General features: G+C 73.0%; 13 protein-coding genes. 10 read left to right on the top strand and 3 right to left on the bottom strand.

Annotation, left to right across the window (positions count from 1 at the left end; genetic code table 11):
* Positions 1-135: 135 nt before the first annotated feature.
* The 3 genes from IE274_RS27690 (at position 136) to IE274_RS27680 (ending at position 4,723) form a co-directional block, all read left to right on the top strand.
* Positions 136-1,575, top strand: a complete 1,440-nt coding sequence (locus IE274_RS27690; RefSeq protein ID WP_190118613.1) for a PP2C family protein-serine/threonine phosphatase — start codon at positions 136-138, stop codon at positions 1,573-1,575.
* Between the two features lie 109 nt (positions 1,576-1,684).
* Entirely contained in the window at positions 1,685-3,205 is a 1,521-nt protein-coding gene (locus tag IE274_RS27685) for an aminopeptidase P family protein (protein WP_190118612.1), read from the top strand.
* 288 nt (positions 3,206-3,493) lie between these two features.
* Positions 3,494-4,723, top strand: coding sequence for an MFS transporter (locus IE274_RS27680; RefSeq protein ID WP_190118611.1), 1,230 nt, complete (start codon positions 3,494-3,496; stop codon positions 4,721-4,723).
* 4 nt (positions 4,724-4,727) lie between these two features.
* Here the strand turns inward: IE274_RS27680 and IE274_RS27675 are convergent, their stop codons facing one another.
* Entirely contained in the window at positions 4,728-5,255 is a 528-nt protein-coding gene (locus IE274_RS27675; RefSeq protein WP_190118610.1) for a carboxymuconolactone decarboxylase family protein, read from the bottom strand.
* A gap of 41 nt (positions 5,256-5,296) precedes the next feature.
* Here IE274_RS27675 and pdxR point away from each other — a divergent pair, with 41 nt between their 5' ends.
* On the top strand, positions 5,297-6,751 hold the full coding sequence (gene pdxR / locus IE274_RS27670; protein ID WP_190118609.1) for a MocR-like pyridoxine biosynthesis transcription factor PdxR: 1,455 nt from the start codon (positions 5,297-5,299) through the stop codon (positions 6,749-6,751).
* 10 nt (positions 6,752-6,761) lie between these two features.
* On the opposite strand, the gene IE274_RS27665 is transcribed toward pdxR, so the two are convergent.
* On the bottom strand, positions 6,762-7,202 hold the full coding sequence (locus IE274_RS27665; protein ID WP_190118608.1) for a winged helix-turn-helix transcriptional regulator: 441 nt from the start codon (positions 7,200-7,202) through the stop codon (positions 6,762-6,764).
* Positions 7,203-7,310: 108 nt separating this feature from the next.
* Here IE274_RS27665 and IE274_RS27660 point away from each other — a divergent pair, with 108 nt between their 5' ends.
* Entirely contained in the window at positions 7,311-8,117 is an 807-nt protein-coding gene (locus IE274_RS27660) for an NAD(P)H-binding protein (RefSeq protein WP_190118607.1), read from the top strand.
* Between the two features lie 122 nt (positions 8,118-8,239).
* Here IE274_RS27660 and IE274_RS27655 read toward each other — a convergent pair whose 3' ends face one another.
* Positions 8,240-8,755, bottom strand: a complete 516-nt coding sequence (locus IE274_RS27655) for an ATP-binding protein (RefSeq protein ID WP_190118606.1) — start codon at positions 8,753-8,755, stop codon at positions 8,240-8,242.
* Positions 8,756-8,959: 204 nt separating this feature from the next.
* On the opposite strand from IE274_RS27655, the gene IE274_RS27650 reads away from it, so the two are divergent.
* The 5 genes from IE274_RS27650 (at position 8,960) to IE274_RS27630 (ending at position 14,435) form a co-directional block, all read left to right on the top strand.
* The gene (locus tag IE274_RS27650; RefSeq protein ID WP_190118605.1) at positions 8,960-9,847 is read left to right on the top strand and encodes a hypothetical protein; all 888 of its coding nucleotides are present in this window, start codon (positions 8,960-8,962) and stop codon (positions 9,845-9,847) included.
* Between the two features lie 187 nt (positions 9,848-10,034).
* Positions 10,035-10,769: a YcnI family copper-binding membrane protein gene (locus IE274_RS27645; protein WP_190118604.1), complete on the top strand. Its 735-nt coding sequence runs from the start codon at positions 10,035-10,037 to the stop codon at positions 10,767-10,769.
* A gap of 72 nt (positions 10,770-10,841) precedes the next feature.
* On the top strand, positions 10,842-11,537 hold the full coding sequence (locus IE274_RS27640) for an SCO family protein (RefSeq protein WP_190118603.1): 696 nt from the start codon (positions 10,842-10,844) through the stop codon (positions 11,535-11,537).
* The gene (locus IE274_RS27635) at positions 11,534-12,232 is read left to right on the top strand and encodes a copper chaperone PCu(A)C (protein ID WP_190118602.1); all 699 of its coding nucleotides are present in this window, start codon (positions 11,534-11,536) and stop codon (positions 12,230-12,232) included. Before IE274_RS27640 ends, IE274_RS27635 begins: the two co-directional genes overlap by 4 nt.
* Positions 12,233-12,248: 16 nt before the next feature.
* On the top strand, positions 12,249-14,435 hold the full coding sequence (locus IE274_RS27630) for a copper resistance CopC/CopD family protein (protein ID WP_190118601.1): 2,187 nt from the start codon (positions 12,249-12,251) through the stop codon (positions 14,433-14,435).
* Positions 14,436-14,441: the final 6 nt, after the last annotated feature.

The following is a 14,441-nucleotide window of genomic DNA, read 5'->3' as shown; positions in this document are numbered from 1 at the left end:
CAGGAATCCTCGCAGGACAATGCTGGACATCCCCTCTCCACTGCGTGTAGATGTGGAGCCATTGCTAGCGGCGCAGAATGACAGGGGGTTTGCGATGCTATTGAGCAATACGCACTGGCCGGAAAGCCGTCAGCCATGAACGCCCCGCACCTCCCGAAAGTGGCCGGAATCGATTCCACAGTTCCGCCACCGGCCCACACTGCCCCGCCCGCCCCGGCCACCTCGGCAGCCCAGAGCGCCCCGGGAGCCCTGATCCAGGACCGCCTGGCCGGCTGGGTCTCCGACCTCACCACGCTGCACGAACTCACCGAACGCCTGTCCCGCACGGCAGCACTCGACGGCGCGCTCGGCGAACTCCTGCGCGCCGGAGGCGCCCTCGTCGGCGCCCGCCGCGGCCTGGTCGTCCTGGAGCCCGCCGACGGCCTCGGCCCCACCACCACCGTCGGCCTCGGCCTCGCCCGCGCCGACCTCGGCCACCTGGAGACGGTGCCGCGCGCCGCCACCTCGTTCGGGCGCCTCCTCGACGCCACCGCCGAGGCCGCCCCCGCCCCGCCGGACTCCGCGCCCGCCACCGCCAGGGCCGCGGCCCCCGTCACCGAGATCGTGCAGCCCGACCTCCTGGCCGACGACACCCTCGACCCCCGCCACCGCGAGGTCGCCGTCCGCCTCGGGTACGCCGCGAGCTACGCCCTGCCGCTGATCACCGACACGGCGGGCCGCGTCGGCGTGGTGGTCTGGCTGTACGACGAGCCCGCCGAGCCCGCCGAGCGGCAGCGGCACCTCATCGGCCGCTACCTGCAGTACGCCGGTGAGCACCTGACGCGCCTGGTGGAGCTGGACCGCGCCCGTTCCACCACCGCGACCCTGCGCGCGGAGCTGCTGCCGCCGCGCCTGCCGCGCGTCGCCGGGGTGCAGCTCGCGGCCCGGCACGGCACCGGACCGCGCGGCGGCGGCGACTGGTTCGACGCGCTGCCCCTGCCGGACGCGGCGCTCGGCCTCGCGGTCGGCTCCGTCACCGGGTCCGGGCCGAGCGCGGTCGCCGCGATGGGACGACTGCGGGCCTCCTTGCGGGCGTACGCGGTGATGGAGGGCGAGGACCCCGTCGCCGTCCTCTCCGACCTGGAGCTGCTGCTGCGCCTCACCGAGCCCGCGCGCTCGGCGACGGCGCTCTTCGCGTACTGCGAACCCGCCCTGCGCAAGATCGTCCTCGCCGGGGCCGGGCACAGCCCGCCGCTGCTCGTCGGGGAGCGGCGCACGGAGTTCGTGGAGACGTCCCTGTCGGCGCCGCTCGGGATGCTCGCCTGCTGGGAGGCGCCCAGCGTGGACATCTGCCCGGAGCCAGGAGAAACGCTGCTGCTCTATACGGACGGGCTCCTTCAGCGCACCGGCGACGCCATGGACCGGGCCTTCGCACGGCTGCACGCGGCCGCCGCGAGCGTGCCGAAGGCGGCCCGTGACGACCCCGGGGAGATCGCCGACCACGTGCTGCGGACGGTCCTGCCGGAGGGTCTCGACGGCCCGGGCGCGGCGGCCAGCGAGGAGGATGTGGTGCTGCTCGCGGCCCGCTTCGAGTGAGCGGCGCGAGTCCGGCGAGGCGCACTCCCCGTGAGGCCGCACTGCCTCCCCGTGACCCCGTCCTGTGACAGGTCTTCCGCCCCTGGACCCCCTTACGTACGACCGTACGATGGAGGCGGTCCAGAGTCGTACAGAGCCGTCAAACAGGAGGCAGACCGTGTCGGACGCCCTCAACCCGGAGACCCCGGAAGAGCTGGTGGAGACCGAAGAAGAGCCGATCAAGCAGCGCAAGAACGGCCTCTACCCCGGTGTCTCCGACGAGCTCGCCGAGAGCATGAAGGCGGGCTGGGCCGACACCGAGCTGCGCGACCTGGAGCCGATCGAGCAGGCCGGGCACACCGCCGACCGCCGCGCCGCGCTCTCCGCGCGCTTCCCCGGCGAGCGTCTGGTCGTCCCCGCGGGCAACCTGAAGACCCGCTCGAACGACACGGAGTACGCGTTCCGCGCCGCCGTCGAATACGCCTACCTCACCGGCAACCAGACGGAGGACGGCGTCCTCGTCATGGAGCCGAAGCGGACCGGCGGCCACGACGCCACCATCTACCTCCTGCCGCGCTCCAACCGTGAGAACGGCGAGTTCTGGCTCGACGGCCAGGGCGAGCTGTGGGTCGGCCGCCGCCACTCCCTGACCGAGGCCGGGACGCTGTACGGCATCCCCGCCTCCGACGTCCGCGAGCTCGCCGACAAGCTCCGCGAGGCCACCGGCCCCGTCCGCGTCGTCCGCGGCCACGACGCCGGGATCGAGGCGGCCCTGACCGACAAGGTCACCGCCGAGCGCGACGAGGAGCTGCGCGAGTTCCTCTCCGAGGCCCGCCTGGTGAAGGACGAGTTCGAGGTCCGTGAGCTGCAGAAGGCCGTGGACTCCACGGTGCGCGGCTTCGAGGACGTCGTACGGGTCCTCGACAAGGCCGAGGCGACGTCCGAGCGCTACATCGAGGGCACGTTCTTCCTGCGCGCCCGCGTCGAGGGCAACGACATCGGCTACGGCTCCATCTGCGCCGCGGGCCCGCACGCCACCACCCTGCACTGGGTGCGCAACGACGGCGCCGTCCGCTCCGGCGAACTGCTCCTGCTCGACGCGGGCGTGGAGACGCACACGTACTACACCGCGGACGTCACCCGCACCCTGCCGATCAACGGCCGCTTCGACGAGCTGCAGAAGAAGATCTACGACGCCGTGTACGAGGCCCAGGAGGCCGGTATCGCGGCGGTCAAGCCGGGCGCCAAGTACCGCGACTTCCACGACGCAGCCCAGCGCGTGCTCGCCGAGAAGCTGGTCGAGTGGGGGCTCGTCGAGGGTCCCGTCGAGCGCGTCCTGGAGCTCGGCCTGCAGCGCCGCTGGACGCTGCACGGCACCGGTCACATGCTCGGCATGGACGTCCACGACTGCGCGGCCGCCCGCCGCGAGACGTACGCCGACGGCACCCTCGAACCCGGCATGTGCCTGACCGTCGAGCCCGGCCTGTACTTCCAGGCGGACGACGTGACCGTGCCCGAGGAGTACCGGGGCATCGGCGTCCGGATCGAGGACGACATCCTCGTCACGGAGGACGGCAACCGGAACCTCTCCGCCGCGCTGCCCCGGCGGTCGGACGAGGTCGAGCTCTGGATGGCCGAGCTGAAGGGCTAGCCTGCGGCCGCGGCTGTTCTTGTCGGCGAGGGCCGGGTTCCCGAGGTGGGGCCCGGCCCTCGGCGTGCCCCCGTCCGGTGTGCCGCCGATCAGCCTTCGGCCTCGTCCTCAATCGCCGGACGGGCTCTTTTTCTGTCATCGCCGGACGGGCTCTGTCCCTCCCGCCCGACGCCTTCAAACATCGCCGGACGGGGTAGTTCCGTCCCACCCGGTGCCTGAAAGTGGCCCATGAACCAGGCCCCATAGTGGACCAACTGGGCACGCCACTCGGCCTCTAGCGTGCCGGGCATGACGACATCCCGCCTCCTTCCGGCCCCCGGACCCGCGCGGCAGCTCGCCCTCGCGCAGCTCGCCAACTCCGTGGGCGACGGCGCGTACTACGTCACGTCCGCCCTCTACTTCACGCACGTCGTCGGGCTCGCCCCGGCGAAGACCGGGCTCGGGCTCACGCTCGCGTGGGCCGTCGGGTCCGTGGTGGGGGTGCCCCTCGGGCGGCTCGCCGACCGGCGCGGGCCGCGCGGCACGGCGGTCCTGCTCGCCCTCGCGACCAGCGCGGCCGTCGCGTCCTTCCTCGTCGTCCGCGACTTCGTGCCGTTCGTGGCCGCCGCGCTCCTGTACGCCGCCGCCCAGTCGGGCCTCGCCGCGGCCCGCCAGGCGCTGCTCGCCGGGCTCGTCACCCAGGAGGAGCGGACCGGGCTCCTCGCCCACCTCCAGTCCACGCTCAACGCGGGACTCGCCGTGGGCGCCGGACTCGGCGGCATCGCCCTGCACCACGGCAGCGAGGCCGCGTACCTCTCCGTGTTCGCGCTGGACGCCGCCGGGTTCGCGGTGTGCGCCGCGGTGCTGTGGCGGCTGCCCGCCGTCGCGCCGGTGGCGGCGGTCGCGGGGGAGCGGCTCGCGGTGCTCAGGGACCGGCCGTACGCGGTCGTCACGCTCCTCAACACCGTTCTGCTGCTGCGGATGCCGCTGCTCAGCCTCGGCATCCCGCTGTGGCTCACCGAACGCACGGCCGCCCCCGCGTGGCTCGTCTCGGCGCTGTTCGTCCTCAACACCCTGGGCGTCATGGCCTTTCAGGTGCGTACGGCACGGTCGGTCTCCGGCATCCCGACGGCGCTGCGGGCCGTGCGCAGGTCCGGGGTGCTGATGCTGGCGGCGTGCGCGGTGTTCGCCCTCGCGGCCGCCGTGGGCGGGGCGTGGACGGCCGCCGCGGTCCTCGTCGCCGCGTCCGTGCTGCTGCTCGCCGCCGAGATGCTGCAGTCCGCCGGTTCCTGGCAACTCGGCTTCGACCTGGCCCCTTCCGGCCGCATCGGCGAGTACCAGGGCTTCTTCGGCACCGGCGTCACCGTCGCCCGCACCCTCGGCCCTCTGATCCTGACCGCGCTCCTGGTGGAGTGGGGGACGCCGGGGTGGCTGCTGCTGGGCGGGGCGGTGCTGGCGGCGTCGTACGCGATGGGGCCGGTGGCGCGGTGGGCGGCGCGTGCCAGGGACGTCCGCGCCCCCGCGGCTCGGGCCGCCTGACCGGTCAGGAGCCCGCGCGCTCGTCCGTCCCGGCGACCTTCGCCGTGCTCAGCGCGATCCTGTTCCATGTGTTGATCGTGAAGATCAGGGCCAGGACCTGGGCCAGCTCGGCCTCCTCGAAGTGGCCCGCGGCCTCCGCGTACACGGCGTCGGGCACACCGGCATCGCCGACGCGGGTCACCGCGTCGGTCAACGCGAGAGCGGCCTGCTCCTTGGCCGAGAAGAAGTTCCTGGCCTCGCGCCAGACGGCGACCATGTGCAGCCGGTCCTCGCTCTCGCCCGCCTTGCGCGCGTCGTTGGTGTGCATGTGCAGGCAGTACGCGCAGCCGTTGAGGTGCGAGGCGCGGATCTGGATCAGCTCGACGAGGGCCGGGTCGAGCCCGGCGCGGGCGGCGGCGTCCAGGCCGATGACGGCCTTGAAGACCTTCGGGGCGGTCTTGGCGAAGTCGATGCGGGGCAGGGTCCCGGGGGACTGGGCGGGCTGAGCGGGCCGGGCGATTTCGGTGTACGTCGTGTTGTTCGTCATGACCATGAACCTACGGCGCGCAAAGACCACGGGTAGGGTGCATTTCCATGGCGGATTCCTGGGTCAATTCGGCAGCGAGCCTCGGCAGCGACCTGCACCTGGACCTGTCCGGCGGAGGCAGCCGCCGCGCCGCCCTCATCCGCGCCCTGCGCGCCGCCGTGCAGGACGGCCGCCTCGCCCCCGGCACCCGCCTGCCCCCGTACCGCTCCCTGGCCGCCGACCTCGGCGTCGCCCGCAACACCGTCGCCGACGCCTACGCCGAACTCGTCGCCGAGGGCTGGCTGACCGCCCGCCAGGGCTCGGGCACCCGCGTCGCCGAGCGGGCCGCTCCGCCACCGCGCGTACGCATCCCCAAACGCTCCCCCACCGCCCCCGCGAAGCCCGCGCACAACCTCGTCCAGGGCCAGCCGGACGCCGGTTCCTTCCCCCGCGCCGCCTGGCTCGCGGCCGCCCGGCGCGCCCTGGTCGCCGCACCCAACGAGGCCTTCGGGCCCGGCGATCCGCAGGGTCGGATCGAGCTGCGCCGGGCGCTCGCCGAGTATCTGGCGCGGGTGCGCGGGACCAGGACGGATCCTGACCGGATCGTGGTGTGCTCCGGTTTCGCCCATGCGCTGCGGCTGCTGTTCGGCGGGCCCGGGGGCGGCGCGGGCGGCGGGGTGCTGCGCGGGCCGCTCGCCGTGGAGGCGTACGGCCTCGGCTTCCACCGCTCGCTCCTGGACGCCGCCAGAGTACGGACGTCACCCCTGGCGCTGGACGAACACGGCGCCCGCGTCGAGGAGTTGGCGGACGTGCCCGGACCCGTCCGGGCGGTGCTGCTCACGCCCGCGCACCAATTCCCCACCGGCGGGCCGCTGCACCCCGCGCGCCGCACCGCCGTCGTCGACTGGGCCCGCACGCACGGCGGGCTGGTCCTGGAGGACGACTACGACGGCGAGTTCCGCTACGACCGCGAACCCGTCGGCGCCGTGCAGGGCCTCGACCCCGAACGCGTCGTGTACATCGGGTCGGTGAGCAAGAGCCTGTCGCCCGCCGTGCGCGTCGGCTGGATGGTGCTTCCGGAACACCTCGTCGGCGCGGTCGTCGCCGCCAAGGGCGAGCGGGAGGCCTGGGTGAGCGTCCCCGACCAGCTCACCCTCGCCGACCTGATCGACTCCGGCCACTACGACCGGCACATCCGCCGCATGCGCCAGCGCTACCGGCGCCGCCGCGACCACCTCGTCGCCACCCTCGCCGAACGCGCCCCGCACATCACCGTCACCGGCATCGCCGCCGGGCTGCACGCCGTGCTGCGGCTGCCGCCCGGCGCGGAGGCGTCCGCCGTGAAGGCCGCCGCGTGGCAGGGGGTGGGCCTGGAGGGGCTTTCCGGCTACCGGCACCCGGACGCGTCGACGCACGCGCCGGACGGCCTGGTGGTCGGGTACGCGACGCCGCCCGAGCACGGGTACGCGGCGGCGATCGAGGCACTGTGCCGGGTGCTGCCGCCCGCGCCGGACGAGGGCTGAGGCCGGTCCGTCAGGGGCGGACGTCCTCGGCGGTCCGCGCGTCGTACGTCTCCCGCGCCGCCGAGATCGCCGGGCGGTGGGCGATCGACCAGTCCGCGAGGGACTTCACGAGGTGGGTGAGGCTGTGGCCCATCTCCGTCAGCTCGTACTCGACCTGCGGCGGGATCGTCGGGTACACGGTGCGCTTCACCAGGCCGTCGCGCTCCAGGCGGCGCACCGTCAGAGTGAGCATGCGCTGCGAGATGCCGCCGTGGATGCGGCGCTGCAACTCCTTGAACCGCAGTACTCCGGAGGCGAGTTCGACCACTACGTAGACGGACCACTTGTCGCCGAGGCGGTCCAGGACGTCCCGGACCCCGCACTCGTCCTGCGGCGTCTCGCACTGGATCACCGGCTCGCCCGCCGCCACCGCGGCCTGCGGGGTGGTTATCGCCGTGTGCCCTGCTGACATCAGAGTGCCTCCTTACGCATGCGCCCGCCGCCGATCACGATGATCCCGGGCCCGGCGACCACCGCCGCCCGCCGCAAGGAGAACCCAGAACGACGGGGGAACGTTCCCATGCTCATGATCACCGGCGCCACGGGCGCACTCGGCAAGCTCGTCACCGCCCGCCTCGCCGACCGCGACGACGTCCTCGTCGGCACCCGCGCCCCGGCGCCCGGACAGCGCCGCGTCGACTTCGACGACCCCTCGTCCCTGGACTTCACCGGCGTCACCACCCTGCTCGTGATCTCGGCCGGGGCCGCCGAGGACGACGTCGTCGCCGCCCGCCACGAGGCCGTGATCACCGCCGCCGAGAAGGCCGGCGTCGGCCACCTCGTCTACACCAGCCTCAGCGGCGACGGCGACCACCTCACGTACGCCCTCGCCCACCGCTGGACCGAGCGCAGGCTGCTCCGCTCCACACTGCGCTGGACGGTCCTGCGCAACGGCCTGTACGCGGAGTTCCTGGCCGCGATCGCCGCCCCGGGCCCCGACGGCACCATCGCCGCGCCCCTCGGGGACGGCCGGCTCGCCGCCGTGGCCCGCGCGGACCTGGCGGACGTGGCCGTCCGCGTGGCCACCGACCCGGCCCCGCACGCGGGCCGCACCTACGAACTCGTCGGCGAACAGCCCCTGAGCGGCACCGACCTGGCCGAAGCACTCGGCGGCCGCTACCAACCCGGCACCCTCACCGCCACCCGCGAGGCGATCACCACCGCCGCCGAGGCGCTCCCCTTCCAGGTCCCGATGCTCCTGAGCACCTACTCGGCGATCGCGGGCGGCTTCCTCGACGGCACGTCGATCGCCGACAACCAGCTGCGCGCGCTGCTCGGGCGGGCACCACGGTCGGCCCTTGAGGTGTACGCGGCGACGGTGCGGTGACCTGACCGGTCAGGACATCGTTTCGCCCGGGACGATTCCGGCACCCGCTGAGGTCTACGCGCTGCCGAGCTCCGCCGCCCGCTGACGGCTACGCGCTGACGAGCTCCACCACCCGCTGACAGCTACGCGCTGACGAGCGGCGCGTCCTCGCGCCACTTCAGGACCTTGTCGAAACTGATCACCGCGCCGCCGCGGCCCGGCACGTTCCCGAAGTCCACATGGTCGGCCAACTCGCGGATCAGGCACAGGCCCCGGCCGCTCTCGGCGACCTCGGCCGGTACCGCGGGCGTGACCGGCTTGGGGGCGCGGGACGGGCGGCGGGTGCGGCGGCGGGCCCGGCGGCGGACGGACATGCGGACGCGGCTCGTAGGGAAGCCCGGACCGGAGTCGGCGACCTCGATGCGGCACTTCTCGCCGTCCAGGTACGCCGTGACCCGGTACGCGCCGCCGGGCGCCCCGGGCGTCGCGGCCCCACCGTGCTCGACGGCGTTGGCGCAGGCCTCGGTGAGGGCCAGCGAGAGTTCGTAACTGACGTCGGGGTGCACCCCCGCGCTCTCCATCGTGCCCATCAGCAGGCGCCGGGCGAGCGGAACGCTCGCAGCTTCGCGCCGCAAATGGAGTGACCACCAGATGCTCATGCTCCAGCCTCCTGGCTGCGGCTCGACATACCGATACGTATTGCCGCGAGTAACCACGGATAAGCGCCCACTTGACGTGATGCCGCCCATACGGCGGACGCGCGGAGCACCCCACCCGGTGTAGCCGGGTACCCCGGAGAATTCGCCGGTGCCCGCGGACCTGCCGCAGGGGACGGGTAAGCCTGGTGCGATGATGGCCCGGCCATGACTGCCCCCCACCCGCGTCAGACACGCGCAGGAGCCGATGTCCGGTTCCTGCGGGCCGCGACCTTCGCCGCGGTCTGCGTCGTGCTGTCCGCCGGGGGCCATGTCCTCGCGTCCTGTGCCTCGGTCCCCTGGTGGACGCTGATCGCCGCCTTCTTCGGCGTCCTCGCCGTCGCCGTGCCCCTCGCCGGGCGCGAGCGGTCGCTGCCGGGGATCGCGGGGGCGCTGGCCGTCGGACAGCTCGCCCTGCACGCGCTGTTCGGCCTCGGCCAGCAGCACAGCATGGCGATGAGCACGTCAGCGGCGGGCGGCGGCTCGGGGGCCGCCTCGCTCGTCGAGCGCGCGGCGCGCATCGCGTGCGGCGCGGCCGGGGCGACCATCACGCCCGCCCAGGCCCGGCAGATCCTGCAGAGCGCGGGCCTCGAACCGTCGGGCGGCGCACACGGAGCACACGCCCACGCGGGGGCCGAGGCGGCGGCGCACACGGCGGGCTCGATGCCGTCGATGACGGCGCTGCCTTCCATGGGCTCGCTGGGCCCGACCGGCCCTGCCGCGCTCCTGCCCTCCCTTCCGATGCTGCTCGCGCACGTCCTCGCGGCCCTCGCCGCGGGCTGGCTGCTGCGCCGCGGCGACCTCGCGCTCGCCCGCCTCGTGCGGCTCTCCGCCCAGGGGGCGTACGGAGTCGCCGAGGCGGCGCTCGTACGTTCCCTCCGGGCTGCTCTCGCGCTGGTACGAGTCCTGCGCGCCGGGCTCCTCGGCGCACCCGCCACGGGCCCCGCGCGCGCCCCGCGCACCGTGGCGCCGCCGCGGCTCCGGGCCGTCGCGCTCGAGGACACGGTGATCCGGCGCGGCCCGCCCGCGGCCGCCGCCCTCGCACTCGCCGCCTGACGCGGACCGCTCCTCCCGGCATCCATCCGGAGGGGGTGCCGCGTGGCGCACCCGCACGCACGCGCGCGTGGCCGCACGGCCCGGCGCTTCGCGTCCCCTTCCGAACACCTCAGTGCGTACGGCCGTATTCACCGTTCACCACGGGCACGACCGCCGTGACCACCTGCCGAAACTGGAGCATTCCGCCATGAAGTCCCTGACCCGCGTCTCCGTCGTCGCCGGTACCGCCGCCTCCGCCGTCCTGCTGCTCTCCGCCGTCCCCGCCTTCGCGCACGTCAGCGTCAGCCCCGAGGGCGTCGCCGCCAAGGGCGGTTACGCGACCGTCAACTTCAAGGTCCCCAACGAGCGCGACGACGCCTCCACCACCAAGCTGGAGATCACCTTCCCCGCCGACCAGCCGCTCGCGTCCGTGATGACGCAGCCCATCCCGGGCTGGAAGGCGAAGGTCACCAAGACCAAGCTGAAGAAGCCGATCGAGATCCACGGCGAGAAGATCGACGAGGCCGTCTCCAAGGTCACCTGGACCGCCGACGGCAAGGGCGTCGAGCCCGGCACCTTCCAGAAGTTCCCGCTGTCCCTCGGCCAGCTCCCCGAGGACGCCGACCAGATGGTCTTCAAGGCGCTGCAGACGTACAGCAACAAGGAAGTCGTCCGCTGGATCGAGCCGCAGCAGAAGGGCCAGGACGAGCCCGACTTCCCGGCGCCCGCCCTCGCGCTGAGCGCCGCCTCCGAGGACCACCACGGCGCCGCCGCCGACAACAAGGCCGACAAGGCCGGCGCGAAGTCCGGCGGCAAGGAAGAGAGCGCCTCGGACAGCGACAGCAGCGACACCACCGCCCGCACCCTCGGCATCGTCGGCATCGTCGTCGGCGCCGCGGGCGTGGCCTTCGGTGTGCTCGCCGGACGCCGCCGCAGCAGCTGAGCCACCCGCGGGACGCGCCGCGGGCCCCGGCCCCGGCGCGTCCCGGCCCCCTCACATCTGGGACATTTTCGTATGCGCAAGTTGAGCAAGAAGACCACGAAGACGCTCACCGCCGCCGCGCTCCTGACCGCGGCCGCCGTCACCCTGACCGCGTGCGGCGGTGGCGACGGCGACAGCAAGAAGCCGGTCGCCGACGTGTCGATGGAGTCCGCGAAGGACGAAGCCGCGACGGTTCTCGACAAGCCGTTCAAGAAGCCGGACCTGATCCTGACGGACACCCACGGCAAGAAGTACGACCTGCGCGAGCAGACCAAGGGCAAGCCGGTGCTCCTCTACTACGGCTACACCAACTGCCCCGACGTGTGCCCGCTGACGATGAGCAACATCGCCGTCGCCAAGAAGAGCCTGCTGCAGAAGAAGGCCGTCACGAAGGCCGACCTCGACAAGCTCCAGGTCGTCTTCGTCACCACCGACCCGAAGCGGGACACCTCGAAGGAACTCGGCAAGTGGCTGAAGGCCCAGGACCCCGAGTTCATCGGTCTGACCGGCGACTTCCCGACCATCCAGGGCAGCGCCCGCACCGTCGGCATCAGCATCGAGCCGTCCAAGAAGCTCAAGAACGGCAAGATCGAATCGATGCACGGCACGCAGGTCATCGCCTTCTCGCCGAAGTCCGACGCCGGCTATGTCGTCTACAACGGCAAGGACGCGACGGCCAAGGACTACGAGCAGGACCTCCCCAAGATCCTCAAGGGACAGAACCCGTGAACCACCGCATCACCCGCCGCCGCCGTCTCCTCACCGGCGGCGCCCTCGCCCTGACCGCGGGCCTCGTCCTCGCGGGCTGCGGCGACTCCGACAAGTCCAAGAAGTCCGACCAGGACAGCGCGGCCGCCTCGAAGCCCGAACTGACCGTCGGCGGCGCCTACATCCCCGTACCGGCGATGGACGACATGGCCGGCGGCTTCTTCACCGTCACCAACAAGGGCGCGGCCGACAAGCTCGTCTCCGCCTCCAGCCCGCTCGCGGGCAGCGTCACCCTGCACGCCACCGTCGGCTCCACGATGAAGGAGCGGAAGTCCTTCACCGTGCCCGCGAACGGCAGGCTCGACTTCTCGCGCGGCGGCAACCACATCATGCTCGAGAAGCTCAAGCACAAGCCGAAGCAGGGCGACAAGGTGGAGGTCACCCTCCGCTTCGAGAAGTCGAAGCCGATCACCGTCGCCATGCCGGTGAAGCCCGCCACGTACAACCCGGCCAGCTCCTCCGACAGCACCAAGGACAAGAGCGCCGAGCAGGACAGCGGCAACAAGCACGACGGCATGCAGCACGACGGCACCGAGCACGACGGCATGCGGCACGACAGCGCCGAGCACGACGGCATGCGGCACGACCCGAGCAACGCGAAGACCCGCTCCACCACCGACAAGCACTCGTCGACCGACAAGCACTCGTCGCACTGAGGGGACTGAAGAGTTGATGCGGACCACCGCTCCCCGCCCGGGGCCGGCCGCCCTGACCGGCTACGGACGACTGCTGCTCGTCGCCGTCGCCCTGATCGGCGCCGTCCTCGGCTCACTGCTCGCCGCCGCGGCGCCCGCCGACGCGCACGCCGCGCTCACCGGGAGCGACCCCAAGCAGGGAGCGGTGGTCGACAAGGCACCCGAGCGGGTGTCACTGACCTTCTCCGAGAAGGTCGCCATGTCCGACGGCTCGGTCCGGGTCCTCGACCCCGCGGGAAAGCGCGTCGACACCGGCAAGACCAGCGACCTCGGCTCGCACTCCTACGGCGTGAAGCTGCGGGCAGGCCTGCCCGACGGCACCTTCACCGTCGCCTACCAGGTCGTCTCCGCCGACAGCCACCCCATCGCCGGGGCCTTCACCTTCTCCATCGGCGCGCCCTCCGCCACCAAGGTCTCGCTGCCCGACCAGGACGTCGGCGGCGGCCTCGTCGGCACCCTCTACGACATCGCGCGCTACTTCGCGTACGCCGGGTTCACCGTCGTCGTCGGCGGCGCCGCCTTCGTCCTCGGCTGCTGGCAGCGCGGCGCGGGCGTCCGGCCGCTGCAGCGCCTCGTCGTCGGCGGCTGGCTCACCCTCACCGGTGCCACCCTGGTGACGCTGCTGCTGCGGGCGCCCTACACCGGCTCCGGCAAGCTCGGCGACGCCTTCGACCTGGCGAAGCTCGGCGACGTACTGCAGACCAAGACCGGCGCCGCGCTCGTGTCGCGGCTGCTGCTGCTCGCGGCCGCCGCGCTGTTCATCGCCGTGCTCTTCGGCGCGTACGAGCGGCGCGAGGACGCCAAGGAGAAGCGGGACCTCGCCTTTGGCCTGGCCATCGGCGGCAGCGTGGTCGCCATCGGCATCGCGGCGACCTGGGCGCTCGCCGAGCACGCCTCGACCGGCATCCAGGCCGGGATCGCGATGCCCGTCGACGTCCTGCACCTGCTGGCCGTCGCCGCCTGGCTCGGCGGGCTCGCGGCGCTGCTGCTCTGCCTGTACCGCGCTCCGGACATCGACGCGGCGGCGGTGCGCCGCTTCTCGCGCGTCGCGTTCGCCAGTGTGGTGACGCTCGCGGCGACCGGCCTCTACCAGTCGTGGCGGCAGGTCGGCTCCTGGACCGCGCTCGTCGAGACCGGGTACGGGCAGTTGCTGCTCGTCAAGATCGGCCTCGTCGTCGTCCTCGTGGGCGTCGCGTCGGTGTCGCGGCGGTGGACGGGGCGGATCGCGGGGGAGGCCGGGGGTGTGGCGCCGGAGGCCGCGGCCGTGGCGGTCGTCGAACAGCGGGCGGGTACGGCGACGTCCTCGCGTACGGCTGGTGCGACCGGTGCGACGGGTGCGACCGGTGCGACGGGTGCGACCGGTGCTTCGGCGAAGACCTCGACCAAGACCTCGACCAAGAAGAAGAAGCCCGTCGCCGTGGCGCACAGCTCCAAGACGGGCATCTCGGCGGACATCGAGGCCACCGACAGCAAGAGCAACGGCGGCAAGGCCGGTGGCAGCAAGGGCAGCGGCGACAAGGCCGACGACGGCAAGAGCAACGGCGGCAAGGCGTCCGGCACCAAGGCCGCCGACACCAAGGCCCCCGGCCAGGACAAGCGGTCCGCGCAGCTCGCCCGGCAGCAGGCCGCCATGGACACCGCCCGCCAGAAGCGCCTCCGCGACGCCGACCCGCACCGCTCCGGCCTGCGCCGCTCGGTGTTCGCCGAGGCGGGCGTCGCCGTCGTCCTGCTCGCCGTCACCACGATCCTGACCAGCACCGAACCGGGCCGCACCGAGGAGGAGGCCAAGAACGCCGCCTCCACCTCGGCCCAGCAGCCCGCGGGCCCGGTCAAGGTCGACTTCCCGTTCGACACCGGCGGCGAGGACGGCAAGGGCGCCGTCCGCATGGAGCTGACGCCCGGCCGCACCGGCAGCAACGACCTGCACGTCTACGCGACCCGCCCCAACGGCAGCGCCTTCGACCTCCCCGAGGTCAAGGTGTCCTTCACCCTCAAGGCGAAGGACGTGGGACCGCTGCCCGTGGCCCCCGACCGCATCGCGACCGGACACTGGAGCGCGAGCGGAGTGCAGATCCCGATGACCGGCAAGTGGCAGGTCAAACTGACCGTGCGCACCTCCGACATCGACCAAGTGACCCTCGACAAGAACGTGCAGATCGGCTGACCCACC

This window comes from Streptomyces flavofungini (genome assembly GCF_014650815.1).
In the GTDB taxonomy this organism is placed as follows: Bacteria; Actinomycetota; Actinomycetes; order Streptomycetales; family Streptomycetaceae; genus Streptomyces; species Streptomyces flavofungini.
The sequence above is the reverse complement of the archived record's forward strand: the minus strand, read 5'-3'. Positions and strand labels throughout refer to the sequence as shown.